General features: G+C 53.5%; 17 protein-coding genes. 10 read left to right on the forward strand and 7 right to left on the reverse strand.

Annotated features, from left to right (window positions below):
* Window positions 1-26: 26 nt before the first annotated feature.
* Window positions 27-968 carry an ATP-grasp fold amidoligase family protein gene (locus tag PI91_RS15095; protein WP_039266519.1) on the forward strand — a complete coding sequence of 314 codons (942 nt, stop codon included), beginning with the start codon at window positions 27-29 and terminating at the stop codon, window positions 966-968.
* Here the strand turns inward: PI91_RS15095 and PI91_RS15100 are convergent.
* Both PI91_RS15100 and PI91_RS15105 read right to left on the reverse strand, forming a co-directional pair.
* On the reverse strand, window positions 949-2,013 hold the full coding sequence (locus tag PI91_RS15100; RefSeq protein ID WP_039266520.1) for an ATP-binding protein: 1,065 nt from the start codon (window positions 2,011-2,013) through the stop codon (window positions 949-951). The two genes, PI91_RS15095 and PI91_RS15100, sit on opposite strands and share 20 nt — an antisense overlap.
* Window positions 2,010-2,714 carry a response regulator gene (locus PI91_RS15105; protein ID WP_008501224.1) on the reverse strand — a complete coding sequence of 235 codons (705 nt, stop codon included), beginning with the start codon at window positions 2,712-2,714 and terminating at the stop codon, window positions 2,010-2,012. The genes PI91_RS15100 and PI91_RS15105 overlap by 4 nt, the downstream gene beginning before the upstream one ends.
* 247 nt (window positions 2,715-2,961) lie before the next feature.
* On the opposite strand from PI91_RS15105, the gene PI91_RS15110 reads away from it, so the two are divergent.
* The 6 genes from PI91_RS15110 to pdeR all read left to right on the forward strand — a co-directional run bounded on the left by PI91_RS15110 (window position 2,962) and on the right by pdeR (window position 13,101).
* Window positions 2,962-3,372, forward strand: coding sequence for a transporter (locus tag PI91_RS15110; RefSeq protein ID WP_084635654.1), 411 nt, complete (start codon window positions 2,962-2,964; stop codon window positions 3,370-3,372).
* A 95-nt stretch (window positions 3,373-3,467) separates the two neighbouring features.
* Window positions 3,468-6,563, forward strand: a complete 3,096-nt coding sequence (locus tag PI91_RS15115) for a multidrug efflux RND transporter permease subunit (RefSeq protein ID WP_039266929.1) — start codon at window positions 3,468-3,470, stop codon at window positions 6,561-6,563.
* 270 nt (window positions 6,564-6,833) lie between these two features.
* Window positions 6,834-7,622, forward strand: coding sequence for an enoyl-ACP reductase FabI (gene fabI / locus PI91_RS15120; protein WP_003856831.1), 789 nt, complete (start codon window positions 6,834-6,836; stop codon window positions 7,620-7,622).
* A gap of 154 nt (window positions 7,623-7,776) precedes the next feature.
* Window positions 7,777-8,763, forward strand: a complete 987-nt coding sequence (locus tag PI91_RS15125) for a CMD domain-containing protein (RefSeq protein WP_008501221.1) — start codon at window positions 7,777-7,779, stop codon at window positions 8,761-8,763.
* A gap of 88 nt (window positions 8,764-8,851) precedes the next feature.
* On the forward strand, window positions 8,852-10,786 hold the full coding sequence (locus PI91_RS15130) for an exoribonuclease II (RefSeq protein ID WP_039266521.1): 1,935 nt from the start codon (window positions 8,852-8,854) through the stop codon (window positions 10,784-10,786).
* 323 nt (window positions 10,787-11,109) lie between these two features.
* Entirely contained in the window at window positions 11,110-13,101 is a 1,992-nt protein-coding gene (pdeR, locus tag PI91_RS15135) for a cyclic di-GMP phosphodiesterase (protein ID WP_021240293.1), read from the forward strand.
* Here pdeR and PI91_RS15140 read toward each other — a convergent pair.
* A complete protein-coding gene (locus PI91_RS15140) occupies window positions 13,098-13,967 on the reverse strand; it encodes a crotonase/enoyl-CoA hydratase family protein (protein ID WP_008501218.1) in 870 nt (289 codons plus the stop codon). The genes pdeR and PI91_RS15140 overlap by 4 nt on opposite strands.
* Window positions 13,968-14,160: 193 nt before the next feature.
* Between PI91_RS15140 and PI91_RS15145 the strand changes: the two genes are divergently transcribed.
* From PI91_RS15145 to osmB, 3 genes are all read left to right on the forward strand, one after another.
* Window positions 14,161-14,343, forward strand: coding sequence for a hypothetical protein (locus PI91_RS15145; RefSeq protein ID WP_021240294.1), 183 nt, complete (start codon window positions 14,161-14,163; stop codon window positions 14,341-14,343).
* Window positions 14,344-14,387: 44 nt separating this feature from the next.
* Window positions 14,388-15,140 carry a DNA-binding transcriptional regulator YciT gene (locus PI91_RS15150; protein WP_023327631.1) on the forward strand — a complete coding sequence of 251 codons (753 nt, stop codon included), beginning with the start codon at window positions 14,388-14,390 and terminating at the stop codon, window positions 15,138-15,140.
* Between the two features lie 259 nt (window positions 15,141-15,399).
* Window positions 15,400-15,618, forward strand: coding sequence for an osmotically-inducible lipoprotein OsmB (gene osmB / locus PI91_RS15155; protein ID WP_008501216.1), 219 nt, complete (start codon window positions 15,400-15,402; stop codon window positions 15,616-15,618).
* A gap of 105 nt (window positions 15,619-15,723) precedes the next feature.
* Here osmB and yciH read toward each other — a convergent pair whose 3' ends face one another.
* The 4 genes from yciH to PI91_RS15175 form a co-directional block, all read right to left on the reverse strand.
* Entirely contained in the window at window positions 15,724-16,050 is a 327-nt protein-coding gene (gene yciH / locus PI91_RS15160; protein WP_039266522.1) for a stress response translation initiation inhibitor YciH, read from the reverse strand.
* Entirely contained in the window at window positions 16,050-16,787 is a 738-nt protein-coding gene (gene pyrF / locus PI91_RS15165; RefSeq protein WP_025913077.1) for an orotidine-5'-phosphate decarboxylase, read from the reverse strand. Before pyrF ends, yciH begins: the two co-directional genes overlap by 1 nt.
* Window positions 16,788-16,972: 185 nt before the next feature.
* Window positions 16,973-18,142 (reverse strand): lipopolysaccharide assembly protein LapB, encoded by a 1,170-nt coding sequence (gene lapB, locus PI91_RS15170; RefSeq protein ID WP_021240297.1) that lies wholly within the window; start codon window positions 18,140-18,142, stop codon window positions 16,973-16,975.
* 6 nt (window positions 18,143-18,148) lie between these two features.
* Window positions 18,149-18,457, reverse strand: coding sequence for a LapA family protein (locus tag PI91_RS15175; protein WP_008501212.1), 309 nt, complete (start codon window positions 18,455-18,457; stop codon window positions 18,149-18,151).
* Between the last annotated feature and the right edge of the window lie 136 nt (window positions 18,458-18,593).

Here is an 18,593-nt window from a genome sequence, read left to right on the forward strand (position 1 = left end):
TATCCTGACATTACGGAGGAGAAGAAATGAACAACGCCACTTACGTTCTCAAATATACCGAGTACCTCATCAGAAAATGTCGTTCATTTTTAATGACGGACCTGTACTTTCATACTGTGAGGCTCAAGAAAACATCGGGGAAGCACCCTGACATTAAATCCCCCACGACCTTGAGTGAAAAAATATGTCATCGTCTGGTTTATGACCACAATAACGTCTATACCCTGCTTGCCGATAAACTCGCCGTTCGGGAATACGTAATCTCCAGAACAACGCGTGCGAAAACGGTGCCATTACTTGGCGTGTACAGCAAGGTGTCCCAGATTGATTTTTCGACGCTCCCTGAAAAATTTGTCCTTAAGTGCAACCATGACAGTGGCAGCACAATAATATGTACGAACAAAGCGCAATTTAACGCCAGGGAAGCGTGTAAAAAACTCAGTCTCGCGTTAAAGAAAAATATGTACTACACCACGCGCGAATGGCAGTACAAAAACATTACGCCAAAAATACTTTGCGAACCGTATGTCGATCTCTTCGATGATGCAGACAGGAACACAGCGCCCGAAATGCTGAGGATCCATTGCTTTCATGGCGTTGCCCACTATGTTGAAGCGGATTTTACGGATGACAGCGGCAAAGGTTTCATCAACGTTTACGACAGGTACTGGAACTTACAACCCTTTCAGATGGAATATCCGAATACACCGTTGGCGCCAGGCGAACCGGCCTTGTTCCGAAAAGCGTTGCTGGCATCCCAGGAGCTGGCGGATGGCATTGACTACTGCCGCGTTGACCTCATGCTAAAAAAAGATGAAATCTATTTCAGTGAAATAACCTTAAGCCCGAGACGCGGTAAACTGTCGATTACCCCGCAGGAATGGGATGCTAAGCTAGGAAAAATATGGCATTTACCGCCGGCAGGCACATTTGACCTGCCGCTGACGCTCACGAGTCGGGCCAGGTGAGTTTAAATATCGAGTGGTTTTGCGTTGATAAGGTATAGGTAACATCGCCACCATGCGCCAGCATGATGGCTTTTACCACCGACAAGCCCAAACCACAGCCTTCCGGGTTCAACTGTCTGGCGCCGTTATCGCGCTGAAAGGGCTGAAACAGGAAGTCATGAAACTCCCTGGGGATACCCGGTCCCCCATCCTGAATCAGGATAAAATTGCCTTTATCCGAAACACCATTTTTAACCGTGAGCTTGCGCGAAGTTGAATAGTGTAAGGCATTGTCAAATAAAACGGTCAGACACTGATTGATGCGTAAGGGATCGAATACGCACTGCTGCTCCCTCAGTTCAGTATGGACGGTAAATGCCTTACGGTTGAACTCGGGCATGAAGGTATCGAGCGCGTCCTGTAGTGTCCCTTTCAGATCCGTTCTGGCCTGGTATAACGTGTATCCTGCCCCGCCATCCGAACTGATAACCCGGAGATCTTCAATCAGACGGGTTAATCCTTCCGTCTGTTTGAGGAGGTTACTAAACAGCACCGGGTCCGGGGTAAACACCCCGTCAACCAGCCCCTGAAGCCTTCCGCGTAAAATGGTGACCGGGGTTCTGAGTTCATGCGCAATCGCAGCATTCCAGGATTTCCGCTGGATATCCAGCGTTTGCAGCTTTTCTGCCATTTCATTGAAATCCGTAACCAGGTGATTGATCTCTCCCAGCCGGGAACTGACACAGAATGCCCTGGCGTCCAGATCGCCCTGAGAAATTTTTTTCAGGCTGGACGCGACCGCGTTTAGCGGGGTGAGTATTCGCGATGAAAGTTTGACCGTAAAGAATACGGCAATGATCAGGCTGATCGTTGTCGCGGTCCCAATCCATACCCAGTCCCACATCGTCATCTGCTCGTCATCGCCCGCAGCAGGGCCGCCGGGAAGATGATCCAGAATAAAGGAGTAAAAAAACCAGGAGCCCAGTATGGCGATGGCAATTATCGTAAACGTCAGCAATAGCATATACGATAAGATCTGACGACTCAGGACAGACTCTTTATTCATTTCTTTTCCCCAAGCCGGTAACCCATGCCCCTGATGCTCTCGGGAACGCCATAAAGACCGGCCAGCTCCAGTTTTTTTCGCAGCTTGCTCATATGGCTGTCGACGGTTCTGTCGAGCGTATCGCCTTCCGGCAAACACGCGTTGAGCAACTCTTCACGGGAACAGACCTTGCGCGGATACCGCACCAGGTAAGAAAGCAACTTAAATTCGGTCGTCGTTAAGACCGGGGAGATAACCTCGGGCCCCGCAGTAACCTCCACGTAGAAATCATCCGGATAGACCGTAATGAATGGCGTTCTGAGCGGCAGGGCCCCCGCCTGCTGAAGCGCAGGCTTTGTTCTACGCAGCACCGCCTCAACCCGTGCGACAACTTCCGAAGGGTTGAAGGGTTTGATTACGTAATCATCCGCGCCGAGCCTCAGACCCATAAGTTTATCGACGTCCTGATCGAGAGCGGAAACCATAATGACGGGGACAGCGCTTTCATGGCGAAGCGTGGTAAGCACGCTCCAGCCGTCACACACGGGCAGGTGAATGTCCAGCAAGATGAGATCCGGTTTATGGAGGCGATTGAGCGTTATCGCCTGCTCGCCCTGCCTGGCCCTGAGCGTTTTCATTCCCGAACGCTCTAAGTAGCTCATCAGTATATCGGCGATTTCGTCTTCATCTTCAACAACAAGGATAAGCGTATTTTTGTTCATATTATCTCCGCGGGTGAAATCCCTTTAAGCACGCTATCAGATATCTTGAGCACAATAAGACACAGCCTCCGGGAAAAAGTGCCGTAGTCACGAAAATTTCCCGGTTGATTTAAATGCCCGGTTATTTCTCCACACAGCCTACACATTCAGTCAATAAAGACTCGACAATGTCCGTTCAAAATCGCTAATGAGGCATAACGCGTTGTGCATTGCGCGCTGCAAATTACCACTGTTTCTTAAAGATTTTATGAAGTTGGCTGAAATAATGAACATGGAATTTTCTAAATATTTTTCCCCTAAAAAACTGGGCATATATTCTCTGTTTCTGCTGCTGTCGTGGGGATTACTTTATACCTGGCTGGTGCTGGTACACAGAGTGGATGAGAAAGTCGCCTCGACGCTGCTCTCTTCACCCCTTATCTATGGCTGCATCGCATTGTCAGTGGTTTCTCTGGTCATACAAAATAAAGCCGGCGCGTTCATTGAGCTACTTATCATCGCCTTCTGGCTGATGGTGATTTTTGTTTATCTCATTATTACGTTCACCGTGCTGTTAAACGCGATGCCCGATATTGAGGATCTGATCTTTTACTATGAATGTTATTTGATCATTTTTTTTGGTGGAGCACCGCTGTACCTCATTCTGAGAATGATCTGAGCCCTTGCTCCACACATCCTCCATAAACCGCCCACTTCCGCTAAACAGGTGCGCGGTAGAGTCTCTGCCTCACTCTTTTGCACAAAAATAACCCAATGCCTCATTTTTTTATCGAACGTCCCATTTTCGCCTGGGTTGTGGCGCTGTTTATCGTCCTGACGGGTCTCCTGTCTATTCCTCGTTTGCCGGTTGCGCAGTATCCGGCGGTGGCTCCGCCGGGCATCATTATTTCCGTTAGTTACCCGGGGGCCAGCCCCGATATCATGAATACGTCGGTGGTATCGTTAATCGAGCGCGAAATCTCTGGCGTAGATAATTTGCTCTACTTCGAATCATCCAGCGACACAACCGGTTCGGCATCGATTACCGTCACGTTTAAACCCGGCACGGACATCAAGCTGGCACAGATGGATCTGCAGAACCAGATTAAGATCGTCGAGCCTCGTCTTCCTCAGGCGGTAAGACAAAACGGCATTAACGTCGAGGCCGCTAATTCCGGATTTTTAATGATGGTGGGGCTGAAGTCCACCAGCGGTCAATTCGAGGAAGCCGACTTAAGCGACTTTTTTGCCCGAAACGTCAGTGACGAGCTTCGTCGCGTGCCCGGCGTAGGGAAAGTTCAGCTGTTTGGCGGCGAAAAAGCGCTGCGTATCTGGCTGGATCCGATGAAGCTCCACAGCTACGGCCTCTCGGTGAGCGATGTTCTCACCGCTGTTGGCCAGCAAAATGCCCTGGTTTCGCCCGGCAAAACGGGAGATGAACCGGCATCTGCGGGACAAGGCGTAACGTATCCCATCACCGTGAAGGGGCAACTCACTTCGGTAGAGGCGTTCAGAAACATCACCCTGAAATCAGATGCATCGGGCGCGAGGTTGAAACTGTCCGACGTCGCGCGCGTTGAGTCCGGCCTGCAAAGTTACGCTTTCGGTATCCGCGAAAATGGCGTGCCCGCAACGGCGGCGGCAATCCAGCTGTCGCCGGGTGCCAACGCAATGAGTACAGCTTCAGGCGTACGCGCGCGCATCGACGAGCTTTCCCTGGTGTTACCGGAAGGAATGGCGTTTACGGTTCCCTTCGATACCGCGCCGTTTGTGAAACTGTCTATCATGAAGGTGGTTCAGACATTTGTAGAAGCGATGGTGCTGGTCTTCCTGGTGATGCTTCTGTTTCTGCACAAGATACGCTGTACGCTTATCCCGGCGATTGTTGCTCCCGTCGCACTTCTTGGCACCTTCACGGTGATGTTATTGAGCGGATACTCCATCAATATTCTGACGATGTTCGGCATGGTGCTGGCGATAGGGATTATCGTTGATGATGCCATTGTGGTAGTGGAGAACGTCGAACGACTGATGGCGGAAAAAAGCCTCTCCCCACGGGACGCTACCCGACAGGCCATGCAGGAGATCGCCCCGGCGATTATCGGGATCACGCTGGTGCTCACAGCCGTCTTTATCCCCATGGGGTTTGCTGAGGGTTCGGTCGGGATTATCTATCGACAATTTTGTATTTCTATGGCGGTCTCCATACTGCTGTCCGCGTTTCTGGCCCTGACGCTGACGCCTGCCCTGTGCGCAACGTTACTCAAGCCGCACAAGGCAGGAAAGAGCGGAAGTGGAAGGTTCGCGGCCAGGTTTAACGCGCGCTTCCGTTTGCTCACCGTCTGTTACGAAGCCGGGCTGGGTGCCGTTCTGAAGCGAACCGGGCGTATGCTGCTCCTGTACGTTGCGCTCTGCACGGCGCTGTTTGTTGGATTGTCTTCGCTACCGTCGTCCTTTCTGCCGGATGAAGATCAGGGCTACTTTATGTCCTCTATCCAGCTGCCTTCTGATGCCACGATGCAGCGCACCCTCAACGTGGTTAAAAAATTTGAAGCGGAAATTGCGGCCCGGCCGGACATTGAAAGCAACATTATGATCCTGGGGTTTGGCTTTTCAGGTTCAGGACCGAATTCGGCTATGGCCTTCACCACGCTGAAGGACTGGAAAAATCGGCAGGGCTCGACGGCTCAGGATGAAGCCGACCACATACAGGCCAGCATGACGAACGTCACCGATGCCGTCACAATGAGCCTACTCCCGCCGGCCATTTCGGATATGGGCACCTCCTCGGGCTTCACCTGGTACGTTCAGGACAGAGCGGGAGCGGGCTATGAGGCTCTAAAGAGGGCCGCCGACGCGCTGGTTCAGCAGGCTAATCAACGCCCTGAACTCAGCGATGTCTATATAGACGGTCTGCCGGAAGGAACCAGCCTTGCGCTCCAGGTTGACCGGGAAAAGGCGGAAGCGATGGGCGTCTCATTCGATGAAATCAACCAGACGCTCTCCGTCACCCTGGGCTCAAATTACGTCAACGACTATACGAACAACGGCCGCGTTCAACAGGTGATTATTCAGGCCGATGCCCCCTATCGAATGCAGCCCGAGCAGATACTGAAACTATCAGTGAAAAACCGGATGGGTGAGATGGTGCCGGTATCAACGTTTGCGACGATATCCTGGAACGTTGCGCCGCAGCAGTTGACGCGCTACCAGGGTTATTCTGCTATACGGATTACCGGAAGTGCGGCGTCAGGCGTATCCAGCGGCACCGCAATGAAGGCCATGGAGGGCTTGTCCAGGAGCCTGCCTCAGGGCATGGCGGGTGAGTGGGCCGGGAGTTCGCTACAGGAGATAAAATCGGAATCGCAGCTTCCGGGCCTGATCGCCCTGTCGATACTGGTCGTGTTTATGGTGCTCGCCGCCCTGTATGAGAGCTGGTCTATTCCTTTTGCGGTCATGCTGGTTGTTCCACTGGGCCTTATCGGCGCGGTGATAGCGGTGTTTGTTGCCGGCATGACCAATGACGTGTTCTTTAAGGTCGGTCTGATTACGCTCATCGGCCTGTCGGCCAAGAACGCCATTCTGATTGTGGAGTTTGCCAGGCAGCTGCATCGCGAAGGGCAACCCCTGCTGGCGGCGACCATTCATGCCGCCAGTCAGCGCCTGCGCCCCATTCTGATGACATCGTTAGCCTTTACCTTAGGGGTTGTTCCTCTGATGCTGGCCACCGGTGCAAGCGACAGTACGCAGCATGCCATCGGTACCGGCGTATTTGGCGGCATGATTAGCGGTACGCTTCTCGCGATCTTCTTCGTACCGGTTTTCTTTATCGTTATTGCGCGCTTCATCGGCAACATCAGGAAAGCATGAACACCCTTGCGGGATCGCGCCTCCTCGCTGGTTGGATGAGGCGAAGCTGTTGCCGGGTGATATACTGGACGAATGCTGAAATTTCGCGCCCCCGCGAGTCCGCGGCGCATTCTTCGGGGCATGCGACTTCGGAGAAGTGCGAGAAATATCGTGACACAAAGGGCCGTGAGTGGGCTATAATTTCGAGCTAATTTCGAATGATTTTGAAATACTGCCTGTAACGCTATGAATTACAAGGCAAAATAAGCAATGAATATAAGGATTAAAGCTATGGGTTTTCTTTCCGGTAAGCGCATTCTGGTGACTGGCGTTGCCAGCAAACTGTCCATCGCATACGGCATCGCACAGGCAATGCATCGCGAAGGCGCTGAGCTGGCGTTCACCTACCAGAACGACAAGCTGAAAGGCCGTGTTGAAGAGTTTGCCGCGCAGCTGGGTTCCAGCATTGTTCTGGAATGTGACGTTGCACAAGACGAAAGCATCGACGGCATGTTTGCTGAACTGGCAAAAGCATGGCCGAAATTCGACGGTTTCGTTCACTCCATCGGCTTCGCGCCTGGCGACCAGCTGGACGGCGACTACGTGAACGCGGTAACCCGTGATGGCTTCAAAATCGCGCACGACATCAGCTCCTACAGCTTCGTTGCGATGGCGAAATCCTGCCGCGCGATGCTGAACCCGGGCGCAGCACTGCTGACCCTGTCCTACCTGGGCGCAGAACGTGCGATCCCTAACTACAACGTAATGGGTCTGGCTAAGGCGTCTCTGGAAGCCAACGTACGCTACATGGCGAACGCAATGGGTCCTGAAGGCGTGCGCGTTAACGCCATCTCTGCGGGTCCTATCCGCACCCTGGCCGCTTCCGGCATTAAAGATTTCCGTAAAATGCTGGCGCACTGCGAAGCGGTTACCCCGATTCGTCGTACCGTTACCATTGAAGATGTGGGTAACTCTGCAGCATTCCTGTGCTCTGACCTTTCCGCGGGTATCTCCGGCGAAGTGGTTCACGTTGACGGCGGCTTCAACATCGCTGCAATGAACGAGCTGGAAATTAAATAAGCTGTGACTCTCTTCCCGCCCGGGAAGAGAGTATTTCCCCCCGCGTCGCCCCTTCGTTATTCCGTTCTGCTATTTGTTATCACCTAACAATATTTTTCCCTTTTTCTGCCTTACGCCAGGATATTGATCGCCATTTTGAGATCAAGGAACGCACATGGAACAACGCCGTTTTTCCGGCAAAGGCCACTGGTATCATGAAACCCAGTCAAACCACGCGCAGACGGATGTTCTGCCCCTGGTGCCCGAAGCCGCTAACGTCGACGATCGTTTTTTGCTCGATTTAGCCCTGCCTGATGAGATTGTCGCCGCCTGTTCTGGCTGGCTTACCCCTGCCAGAGCCTTATGCCACCAGCTGTTTCCGCTCTCAATTCCCGTGAACCGCCTGCATACGCTCAGCGCTTACGATCGGCTCAGTACCGCGCTGACGGTCGCACAGGCCTGCGGCGTTCAGCGGCTCTGTAACCACTACGCCGCCCTCCTCGCCCCGCTTCCCGGCCCGGACTCCTCGCGCGAAAGCAACCGCCGCCTGGCGCAAATCACCCAGTATGCCCGCCAGCTCGCCAGCTCACCTGATGTCATTGATGATAAAGCCCGAAACCAGCTTGATGAGGTGGGCCTGTCCACGTACGACATCGTGGTGATTAACCAGATTATCGGCTTTATCGGTTTTCAGGCGCGCGTGGTCGCGATTTTTCAGGCGCTGTTGGGACATCCTGTTCGCTGGTTGCCGGGGCACCATATTCAGCCGCACACGCTTCCCGCGAGCCACGATGCGTGGATGCCGCTTTTACCCGTCGTCGAGCTGCGCTACGCGAATGCGCATCAGCTGGAGTCCCTGTCCCGCTGGCAGGCCGAACCCGCGCTCGAGGCGTTGACGCCGGTGCTTTGTCATGAGCCGACGCTGCTCGACCTGACCGGAGAAATCCTGTTAAACAGCCGCGCAGAGATACCGCAGACCTCCCCCGCACTTTCGGCAGCGGTCGAACTGCTGACTCGCTCTCCGGACCGCTTCAGCGCCGCGCAGTTTACCCCGCTCACGGATCAAGGACTCCAGGGCGAATATGCCATTACGCTGCTTACCCAAAGTGCGTTTGATGGCTGGCTCAATCGTCTGAAAGTGGCGTTTGGTAAAGAGGAATAACCACACTCATTACCCAAAGACCGCTTGCTGAGACAGTGAGAATCGCGTAAAACTGTCAGCCGCTCAATGGCTACGAAAATAGAACATTATGTTTCAGGACAACCCGCTGCTAGCGCAGCTTAAACAGCAACTGCATTCCCAGACGCCGCGTGCAGAAGGGGTCGTAAAAGCCACGGAAAAGGGCTTTGGCTTCCTTGAAGTTGACGCGCAGAAAAGCTACTTCATTCCGCCACCGCAGATGAAGAAAGTGATGCATGGCGATCGCGTCATGGCCGTCATTCATACCGAGAAGGATCGCGAGTCCGCCGAACCGGAAGAACTGATCGAACCGTTCCTGACCCGTTTTGTGGGTAAGGTGCAGCGAAAAGACGATCGTCTTTCTATCGTGCCGGATCATCCTCTGCTGAAAGATGCCATTCCCTGCCGCGCCGCCCGTGGTGTTGAGCATGATTTTAAAGAAGGTGACTGGGCCGTAGCAGAAATGCGCCGTCATCCTCTGAAGGGCGATCGCGGTTTTTATGCGGAACTGACCCAGTTCATTACCTTTGGCGCCGATCATTTCGTGCCATGGTGGGTTACGCTGGCACGCCACAATCTTGAAAAAGAAGCGCCGAACGGCGTGGCAACCGAGATGCAGGACGAAGGTCTGATGCGTCGCGATCTCACCGCGCTGGAGTTTGTCACCATCGACAGCGCCAGCACCGAAGATATGGACGATGCGCTCTACGCTGAAGAGAGCGCCGACGGCAAACTGCACCTCACCGTTGCCATTGCCGATCCTACCGCCTGGATTGTTGAAGGCAGCAAGCTTGACGAAACGGCGAAAATCCGTGCGTTCACGAACTACCTGCCAGGCTTCAACATCCCAATGATGCCGCGTGAACTGTCAGACGATCTCTGCTCGCTGCGCCCAAATGAAGTGCGTCCGGTCCTTGCCTGCCGCATGACCATTGCCGCAGATGGCGCGATTGAAGACGATATCGAGTTCTTTGCTGCCACCATCGAGTCGAAAGCCAAGCTGGCCTACGATAACGTCTCCGACTGGCTGGAAAATACCGGTAGCTGGAAACCAGAATCAGACGCCATTGCCGCGCAGATCCGTCTGCTGCATCGCATCTGTCTGAACCGCGGCGAGTGGCGTCAAACCCATGCGCTGGTGTTCAAAGATCGCCCGGATTATCGCTTTGTTCTGGGTGAGAAAGGCGAAGTGCTGGATATCGTGGCCGAGCCGCGACGCATTGCGAACCGCATCGTTGAAGAAGCGATGATTTCCGCCAACATCTGTGCCGCACGCGTGCTGCGCGACAAGCTGGGCTTTGGTATTTACAACGTCCATACCGGCTTCGATCCGGCGAATACCGAAGCGCTGGCGGCCCTGCTGAAAAATCACGACGTGCACGTCGATCCGGAAGAAGTGCTGACCCTGCCGGGCTTCTGCAAGCTTCGCCGCGAACTGGACGCGCAGCCATCGGGCTTCCTGGACAGCCGCATTCGTCGCTTCCAGTCCTTCGCTGAAATCAGCACCGAGCCTGGCCCGCACTTTGGTCTCGGCCTCGAAGCCTATGCGACCTGGACGTCACCGATCCGTAAGTATGGCGATATGGTTAACCACCGTCTGCTGAAAGCAATTATCAAAGGCGAAACCGTTGCCCGCCCTCAGGAGGAGACCACGCTGCAGATGGCCGATCGTCGCCGTCTGAACCGCATGGCAGAACGTGACGTTGGCGACTGGCTGTACGCACGCTTCCTGCAGGATAAAGCCGGTACGGATACCCGTTTCGCCGCCGAGATCATTGATATCAGCCGCGGGGGAATGCGCGTCCGCCTGGTCGATAACGGTGCTGTCGCGTTTATTCCGGCGCCATTCCTGCATGCTGTTCGTGATGAAATGGTCTGTAGTCAGGAAAACGGTACGGTGCAAATTAAAGGTGAAACAGTTTACAAAGTCACCGACGTGATTGACGTCACTATCGCTGAAGTCCGTATGGAAACCCGCAGTATTATCGCGCGTCCTGTCGCCTGATAACCTGTTCAATTGTCGGTCATTTCCTTTCCGGAAAGGCCGACAATTTTTCTTTTTATCCCCGCCACAAAATCATTATTTTTTCTTACTATTTTCAGTCTCCCCTCGCCCAAATTCGCCATAATTATCTACAGTAAAAGAGTGTTGTTATATTCGGTTACGTGAATTTTTATACGCTCAGTATCCTTTTAAATCTGACTCGTTTTATTATAAGAATTCAGGGAAAAACAATAAGTTCACTTCGGTTTTGCCGCTGCTTCTCAACGGAAAAGTCGACTGCAAATGAATAATTGGTGCGCTACTGAACAGCTGCGGGAGAAAACATGATGGACGATCTGGAGCAGAATTTGCTGTTTCGCTACATGGGAACCCACAGCCCATGGTGGCGCTTGTCAGCTGACAGCAACGCTCTGCACCTTGCCGCCAGTGAAAATGCCGATGTCACTCAGGTGATTGCGCTGGACGACGATCAGGCCGATCTCATCCGTCATTTAACCGTTATTACCTCCAGCATTTCCATGACGCTCTCGTTATTTGGGGAAGATGTCCCGGTTCACCTTGTGGGCCGTAAAATTACTCGTAATGAGTGGGCCGGTACGGCTTCCGCCTGGAACGATACGCCCTCCGTGGCGCGCGACCTGGCTCAGGGACTCTCTTTTGCGGAACAGGTGGTGTCAGAGGCTAACTCCGTGATTGTTATTCTCGATCAGAACGGCAATATTCAGCGTTTTAACCGATTGAGCGAAGAGTATACCGGCCTCAAAGAGCAAGAAGTGATTGGCCAGAACGTGTTTAAGCTCTTTATGAGCCGCAGCGAAGCGGCTGCCTCAAAACGCAATATTACCGGTTTCTTCCGCAACGGCAGCTCCTACGAAGTCGAGCGCTGGATCAAAACGCGTAAAGGGCAACGACTGTTTCTGTTCAGAAACAAATTCGTTCACAGCGGCAGCGGTAAAAATGAAATTTTCCTTATCTGTTCCGGTACTGATATTACCGAGGAACGCCGCGCTCAGGAGCGGCTGCGCGTGCTGGCCAATACCGATACCATCACCGGCTTACCAAACCGCAATGCAATCCACGACCTGATCTCTGACGCCATCAGTCACCGCGGCGACACGCAGGTTGGCGTGGTGTATCTCGACCTGGATAACTTTAAAAAGGTCAACGACGCTTACGGGCATATGTTTGGCGATCAGCTGTTACAGGCTGTCGCGCTCGCCATTTTGAGCTGTCTTGATGAGGGACAGGTGCTGGCACGACTTGGCGGAGATGAGTTTATCGTCATGGCCACCCATACTTCTCAGGGCTCTCTGGAAGCGATGGCGTCGCGCATTTTAACCCGCCTGCGCCAGCCGTTCCGAATCGGCCTGATCGAAATTTACACCGGCTGTTCCCTGGGCATCGCCCTCGCCCCGCAGCACGGTAACGACCGGGAAAGCGTCATTCGTAACGCCGATACCGCCATGTACACCGCTAAAGAGAACGGCCGGGGCAAGTTCTGCGTCTTCTCGCCCGAGATGAACCAGCGCGTGTTTGAGTATCTCTGGCTGGATACCAACCTGCGTAAGGCGCTGGATAACGACCAGCTCCTGATCCACTACCAGCCTAAAATCACCTGGCGCGGAGAGGTCAGAAGTCTTGAAGCGCTGGTCCGCTGGCAATCGCCCGAACGCGGGTTGATCCCACCGCTGGAGTTTATCTCTTATGCCGAGGAGTCAGGGTTGATTGTGCCGCTGGGCCGCTGGGTGATGCTGGATGTGGTTCGCCAGGTGGCGAAATGGCGCGATAAGGGAATTAACCTGCGCGTGGCCGTGAACGTCTCTGCGCGTCAGCTGGCCGACCAGACTATCTTTAGCGACTTAAAGCAGGCGCTGAAGGATCTGAACTTTGAATACTGCCCGGTCGACGTCGAATTAACCGAAAGCTGTCTCATCGAGAACGAAGAGCTGGCGCTCTCCGTGATCCAACAGTTCAGCAGGCTGGGGGCGCAAATTCATCTCGACGATTTTGGTACCGGATACTCCTCCCTTTCTCAGCTGGCCCGCTTCCCTATTGACGCCATAAAACTCGATCAATCGTTCGTCAGGGATATTCATAAGCAGTCCATCTCCCAGTCTCTGGTGCGCGCCATCGTCGCGGTGGCGCAAGCGTTAAACCTGCAGGTGATTGCCGAAGGGGTCGAAAATGCAAAAGAAGACGCCTTTCTGACCAAGAACGGCGTCAACGAACGGCAGGGTTTTCTGTTTGCTAAGCCGATGCCCGCTGCCGCATTCGAGCGATGGCTAAAACGATATCAGGCGCGGAAACAGCATTAACTGGCTTTACGCAACCCCGCCGCGTGATGGCGGTTTTGCAGCATGACCAGACGCTCCATGTAGGCGATATCTTTCGGTTCCAGGCAGAAAGCCGCGTCAACCCAGTCTTCCGTGATGTCCATCAATTCACTGCGCGGCAATTGCAGAACGCGCGTACGGGCGCGCAGCATCGCTCTTACGCCATTCAGTTTTGGCCGTAGCGTGTCGATGAAGGTTCGTGTGGAGACATAGCTTTGTCCGGGTTCAAACAGGAGATCCACCAGGCCATGCTGTTCGTACCATTCCGCCGTATGGGATTCCCCCTTGTAGATGAGTTCCTCCGCCAGCTTCATTCCTGAACGGCGAGCTACCAGGGAATATCCCCCCATGCCCGGGAACAGGTTAAAAGCAATCTCGGGAAAACCTAAACGTGCATCGCGCTGCGCCAGAACGAAATGGTGCGCAAGAGCGGCCTCAAACCCGCCCCCTAACGCGCTGCCTTCGACCATGGCCAGCGAGATGGCCCCCGTATCAAACCCCCGGGAGGCCGCATGCACGCAATCGACACAGGCGCGCGCATAGGCCCGTAACGCTTCACGTCGACCGTGCTGAATGCACTCGACGAAAAACTGCAGGTCACCGCCCACATTGTACATCTCAGGCACCAGCGATCCGGTCACCCAAAAATCGACCGCAAAACCAGACTGGCGGACGAGCCATGAAAGGTTCATGATCTCCTCTATTAACGCATGGTTGAAGCAAGGACGTGGCTGAGCCCGTAACATCATCCAGACGGTATGTCGCTCCGCCTCGTAATACCCTGACAGCTGGGTGAACCGTTCAGTATCGGTAAACAGTGTGCAGGTAGGCTGATTGATAACTGTCATAGTCTAATTCCTCTTATAAAAAAGCGCGTTGCGCGCAGTTTTAGACTAATCCACTCAATAAGCCCGCAGCATGAGGGGGAATAATTTTATCACTTCCGTTTATGTAATTTGGTTATTGCATTTTTTCCCTTCTCTTTTGAAGCCAATTTCTGCATCATTGAAAATATTAACTTTTCGCGCCTGGGGTGAGATTATGTCAACTATTGACGCACAAGCTGTAGCACAACGAATTGATACCGTGCTGGATATCCTGGTGGCGGGCGATTATCACTCAGCTATCCGTAATCTTGAGATCCTGAAGTCTGAACTTCTTGCTCAGAATGGCGCTGACGATGCGCCCGAAAACAGACAGCCAAAAGCGCCGTGGGAAGTTTAACCCCCACCGTTTCCGACCTCGTTTCGCTTTATTAAATGGATGCTATGAATTCCCGACAACAACTCATTTTGCAGATGGTCATCGATCAGGGACGCGTAAGCGTAGTCGATCTCGCTAAAACCACTGGCGTTTCTGAAGTCACCATCCGTCAGGATCTTAATCTGCTGGAAAAACAGAGCTACCTGCGTCGCGCGCACGGCTATGCGGTCCCGCTGGACAGTGATGACGTTGAGACGCGCATGATGAACAACTACGCGCTCAAACGTGAACTGGCGGAATTTGCTGCATCCCTGGTGAACAACGGCGAGACCGTCTTTATTGAAAACGGCAGCAGTAATGCCCTTCTGGCGCGAACGCTTGCCGATCAAAAAGACGTCACCATCATCACCGTCAGCAGCTATATCGCGCATTTACTTAAAGAGACGCGCTGCGAGGTGATTCTGCTGGGCGGCATCTATCAGAAAAAAAGTGAAAGCATGGTTGGCCCGCTGACCCGTCAGTACGTCCAGCAGGTTCATTTCAGTAAGGCCTTTATCGGGATTGACGGCTGGCAGCCGGAGACAGGCTTTACCGGCCGGGATATGATGCGCTCTGACGTGGTGAATGCCGTACTGGAAAAAGAGTGCGAAGCCATTGTGCTCACCGACAGCTCTAAATTTGGTGCCGTTCACCCTTACACGATGGGTCCCGCTGCACGCTTTAGCCGCGTGATTACCGATGACCGTTTGAGCGAAGCGCATCGCAATAAACTCGAAGAGAGCGGTTTGATCGTCAATATTATTAAAGCCAGCGCCTGATTTCCCTCCGCGCCCGTATTTCGGGCGCACACGTCTTTCTCTGAGATGATTCTTAACCCTGCTTTAAGAGTTTTTACCTGTTTAACCTGCCCTAAAGTCGTAAAATTACTATTAGCGATATAACAGGAAGTGACTATCACCTGCGTGATGAAGTAACGCCTGCGCGACCAGCTTTCACGGGGAAAAGAATTAAGTATTCGTTTAGTCTATACTTAACGTGTACATCTTTCCGTGAATCGATAATTCAGGAGAAAGTATTATGACCTTAACCAGCAAAAAATTAGCCGCCGCTGTTCTGGCAATCACTGTCGCTATGTCCCTGAGCGCATGCTCTAACTGGTCTAAACGTGACCGTAACACCGCGATTGGTGCCGGTGCCGGTGCTCTCGGTGGTGCAGTATTAACGGATGGTAGTACGCTGGGTACATTAGGTGGCGCTGCTGTCGGTGGTATTATCGGTCACCAGGTTGGCAAATAACTATTATCTAAGCCTTCCTCGATATTGCGATATTTAAACGCATTTCAGGTCTGACATACGCACGTATATAACACGAGCCACGGCATTTGCCGTGGCTCATTTGTTTTAGCCGCCTGCCAGTTTGACTTTCATGCCTTTGGCTTCGAGCAGTGATTTAATTAAATCACGTTTATCACCCTGGATTTCGATAATGCCGTCCTTCACGGCCCCGCCGCATCCACATTTCTTTTTCAGCTCGGCAGCCAGCTTTGTCAGTTGAGCATCATCCACATCAATACCGGAAATAAGGCAGACCCCTTTCCCCTTACGCCCGCTGGTCTGACGCTGAATGCGCACGATACCGTCCCCCTTCGGACGTTCCACTTTGGCTTTCGGTTCGTCGATACGCCCGCTCTCGGTTGAGTAGACCAGACGGCTGTTGGAATCGGTCATTATGCCCCCTTGTTCAGCGATGCGTTGATAGCCTTAAGCGTCTCTGCCGGGTTTGCAGACTGCGTCACCGGACGCCCGATAACCATATAGTCAACGCCCGCCGCCAGCGCCTGCTCAGGCGTCATGATGCGACGCTGATCGCCCACGTCGCTGCCCGCAGGACGGATCCCCGGCGTAACGAGTTTAAAATCCTGGCCCAGTGCTGATTTGAAACGTACCGCTTCCTGCGCGGAGCAGACTACGCCATCCAGGCCGCACTGCTGCGTCAGACGCGCGAGACGTTCGGCATGTTCCGCAGGTGACAACGTCACGCCAAGGTCGCGTAAATCATTTTCGTCCATACTGGTCAGCACGGTGACGGCGATAAGCAGCGGCGCGTCGTTACCGAACGGCAGGAGCGCCTCACGGGCAGCGGTCATCATTCTTGCCCCACCCGACGCATGGACGTTGACCATCCATACGCCCAGCTCGGCGGCTGCAGCAACGGCGTGGGCCGTGGTGTTCGGAATATCATGGAATTTGAGGTCGAGGAAAACGTCAAAGCCGCGCTGTTGCAGATCGCGAACGATTTGCGGTCCAAACAGCGTGAACATCTCTTTGCCAACTTTCAGGCGGCAATCGCGAGGGTCGATACCGTCGACAAACGCCAGTGCAGCGTCACGCTTATTGTAATCAAGCGCAACAACAACAGGAGAATCCGTAATTACGCGGGAAGTGGAGGATGTAACAGACGTCATGACCAGCCCTTTTCGTCTATGGGCGCGCAGCGGCGCGGAACAGATAAACGGCCAGCATTCTACCTGCCGACGCCGCAAATTGACAGAATCCATTTATCTGCCTGCCAGGCCTGCAAACCGCACGGTGCTCAGAAAGCGTTAAATACCATCAGTATGTTGTAACTAAAATGAAGGCTTTTAAAAAATTACTGCCCGTCCAGGCCGCGGATGGGCTTGATGGTGGACCAGGCCCGGCAGGACGGACAATGCCAGTAGAGCGTGTAGGCGGTAAAACCACACTTCTGGCAACGGTAGCGCGGTTTGCTGCGCACCTGCTCGCCAACCATGTCGCGCAGCACCATCAGGCTCTCTTTCGCGCGCCCTTCTTCCGCGTCGTTCAGGTGGTAATCCATCAGCTTATGGAAGACCCGCATGGTCGGATGACGCTGAAGCTGTCGGGTGATATAGACCTGCGCGGTGTCGCCCCCCTCATACTGCTCAACAACGTCAGCAAGCATCAGTTCCGCGGTTGCGCCGGTATTCTCTTCCACGCAGCGACGCAGAAATGCCACCCACTCTTCCCGCTTGTCCAGCTGTTGATAGCAGGTTTGCAGCATTTCCAGCGTTTCACTGACCAGCTCTTTGTCCTGGTCGATAACCCGCAGCAGGCTTTCAACGGCTTTGGCGTAGTCGCCATTCGCCATAAAAACGCGCCCCATCATGATGGAGATACGGGCGCTGTTGCGGTCCGCGGCGGCACCTTTCTTCAGCAACGCCATGGCTTTGTCCATGTCGTCATTGCCCATCTGCTGAAGGGCAAGCTCACAGTAGAAATGGGCGATCTCAACGCGCTGCTTATCTTTACCCAGCTTCACCAGACGTTCAGCCGTATCAATGGCTTTCTGCCAGTCGCTGGTGGCCTGATAAATCTGCAGGAGCTGCTGCAGCGCGCCGATGCGAAAATCTGTTTCATCCACCAGCTGGGTGAACATATCTTCAGCGCGATCGTACAGCCCCGCGGCCATATAGTCTCGGCCCAGCTGTTGTACCGCCAGGAGACGCTGTTCGTAAGTCAGAGACGCGCTTTCCATCAGGGTCTGGTGGATACGGATGGCGCGGTCAACCTCGCCGCGCGAGCGGAACAGGTTCCCCAGGGTAAGATGGGCTTCAACGGTCCCCGTGTCCTCTTTCAGCATGTCGAGGAACAGGTCTACCGCTTTGTCCTGCTGATTGCTCAGGAGGAAGTTCACCCCCGCAACGTAGTCGCGGGAGAGCCGGTTGGCCTCATCCTGTTTTGTTTGTTGCGCACTTCTGCGGCCCATATACCAGCCATAGGCTGCGGCGACAGGCAAAAGCAGAAACAACAACTCCAGCATCGTCGATTATTCCTTCACGACCGGCACGCCAGAGCTTTCCGGCATGTCGGACGCAGGCGCAATGTGATGTTCGAGTCGTTTGATTTTACGTTCAGCGCGCGCAAGCGAAACACGGACTTTTAACCAGAACAAACCGCAAACCAGCCAGCCAATGGCAAAGCCTGCAGCAAATAAGACCGCGAGCAGGCTCGACACGCGATACTCGCCCTGAGCCAGCAGATAGTTAAACGTCACCTGCTGATCGTTTTGTGCACCCAATGTGACTGAAATGACAAAAATCGCCAATACCAGTAAGAAAATGAGTAAATATTTCACATTACTTCCCGTTATGTGGTTCAAGCGAATAAAGTATGTTCAACTTACCGCAATCAGCCTTATAAACTACCATTTTAGTGACGGGCGCGAAATGGAAAAAGTGACGCGCCAGTCATGGATCTATGGGCAAAATGCG

The organism is Enterobacter sp. FB (assembly GCF_000805795.1).
Lineage (GTDB): Bacteria > Pseudomonadota > Gammaproteobacteria > Enterobacterales > Enterobacteriaceae > Enterobacter > Enterobacter roggenkampii.

Excerpts from the sequence above, each read along its gene's own strand:
- PI91_RS15095 (WP_039266519.1), top strand. The coding sequence starts at position 27 with ATGAACAACGCCACTTACGTTCTCAAATATACCGAGTACCTCATCAGA.
- PI91_RS15100 (WP_039266520.1), bottom strand. The coding sequence starts at position 2,013 with ATGAATAAAGAGTCTGTCCTGAGTCGTCAGATCTTATCGTATATGCTA.
- PI91_RS15105 (WP_008501224.1), bottom strand. The coding sequence starts at position 2,714 with ATGAACAAAAATACGCTTATCCTTGTTGTTGAAGATGAAGACGAAATC.
- PI91_RS15110 (WP_084635654.1), top strand. The coding sequence starts at position 2,962 with ATGAAGTTGGCTGAAATAATGAACATGGAATTTTCTAAATATTTTTCC.
- PI91_RS15115 (WP_039266929.1), top strand. The coding sequence starts at position 3,468 with ATGCCTCATTTTTTTATCGAACGTCCCATTTTCGCCTGGGTTGTGGCG.
- fabI (WP_003856831.1), top strand. The coding sequence starts at position 6,834 with ATGGGTTTTCTTTCCGGTAAGCGCATTCTGGTGACTGGCGTTGCCAGC.
- PI91_RS15125 (WP_008501221.1), top strand. The coding sequence starts at position 7,777 with ATGGAACAACGCCGTTTTTCCGGCAAAGGCCACTGGTATCATGAAACC.
- PI91_RS15130 (WP_039266521.1), top strand. The coding sequence starts at position 8,852 with ATGTTTCAGGACAACCCGCTGCTAGCGCAGCTTAAACAGCAACTGCAT.
- pdeR (WP_021240293.1), top strand. The coding sequence starts at position 11,110 with ATGATGGACGATCTGGAGCAGAATTTGCTGTTTCGCTACATGGGAACC.
- PI91_RS15140 (WP_008501218.1), bottom strand. The coding sequence starts at position 13,967 with ATGACAGTTATCAATCAGCCTACCTGCACACTGTTTACCGATACTGAA.
- PI91_RS15145 (WP_021240294.1), top strand. The coding sequence starts at position 14,161 with ATGTCAACTATTGACGCACAAGCTGTAGCACAACGAATTGATACCGTG.
- PI91_RS15150 (WP_023327631.1), top strand. The coding sequence starts at position 14,388 with ATGAATTCCCGACAACAACTCATTTTGCAGATGGTCATCGATCAGGGA.
- osmB (WP_008501216.1), top strand. The coding sequence starts at position 15,400 with ATGACCTTAACCAGCAAAAAATTAGCCGCCGCTGTTCTGGCAATCACT.
- yciH (WP_039266522.1), bottom strand. The coding sequence starts at position 16,050 with ATGACCGATTCCAACAGCCGTCTGGTCTACTCAACCGAGAGCGGGCGT.
- pyrF (WP_025913077.1), bottom strand. The coding sequence starts at position 16,787 with ATGACGTCTGTTACATCCTCCACTTCCCGCGTAATTACGGATTCTCCT.
- lapB (WP_021240297.1), bottom strand. The coding sequence starts at position 18,142 with ATGCTGGAGTTGTTGTTTCTGCTTTTGCCTGTCGCCGCAGCCTATGGC.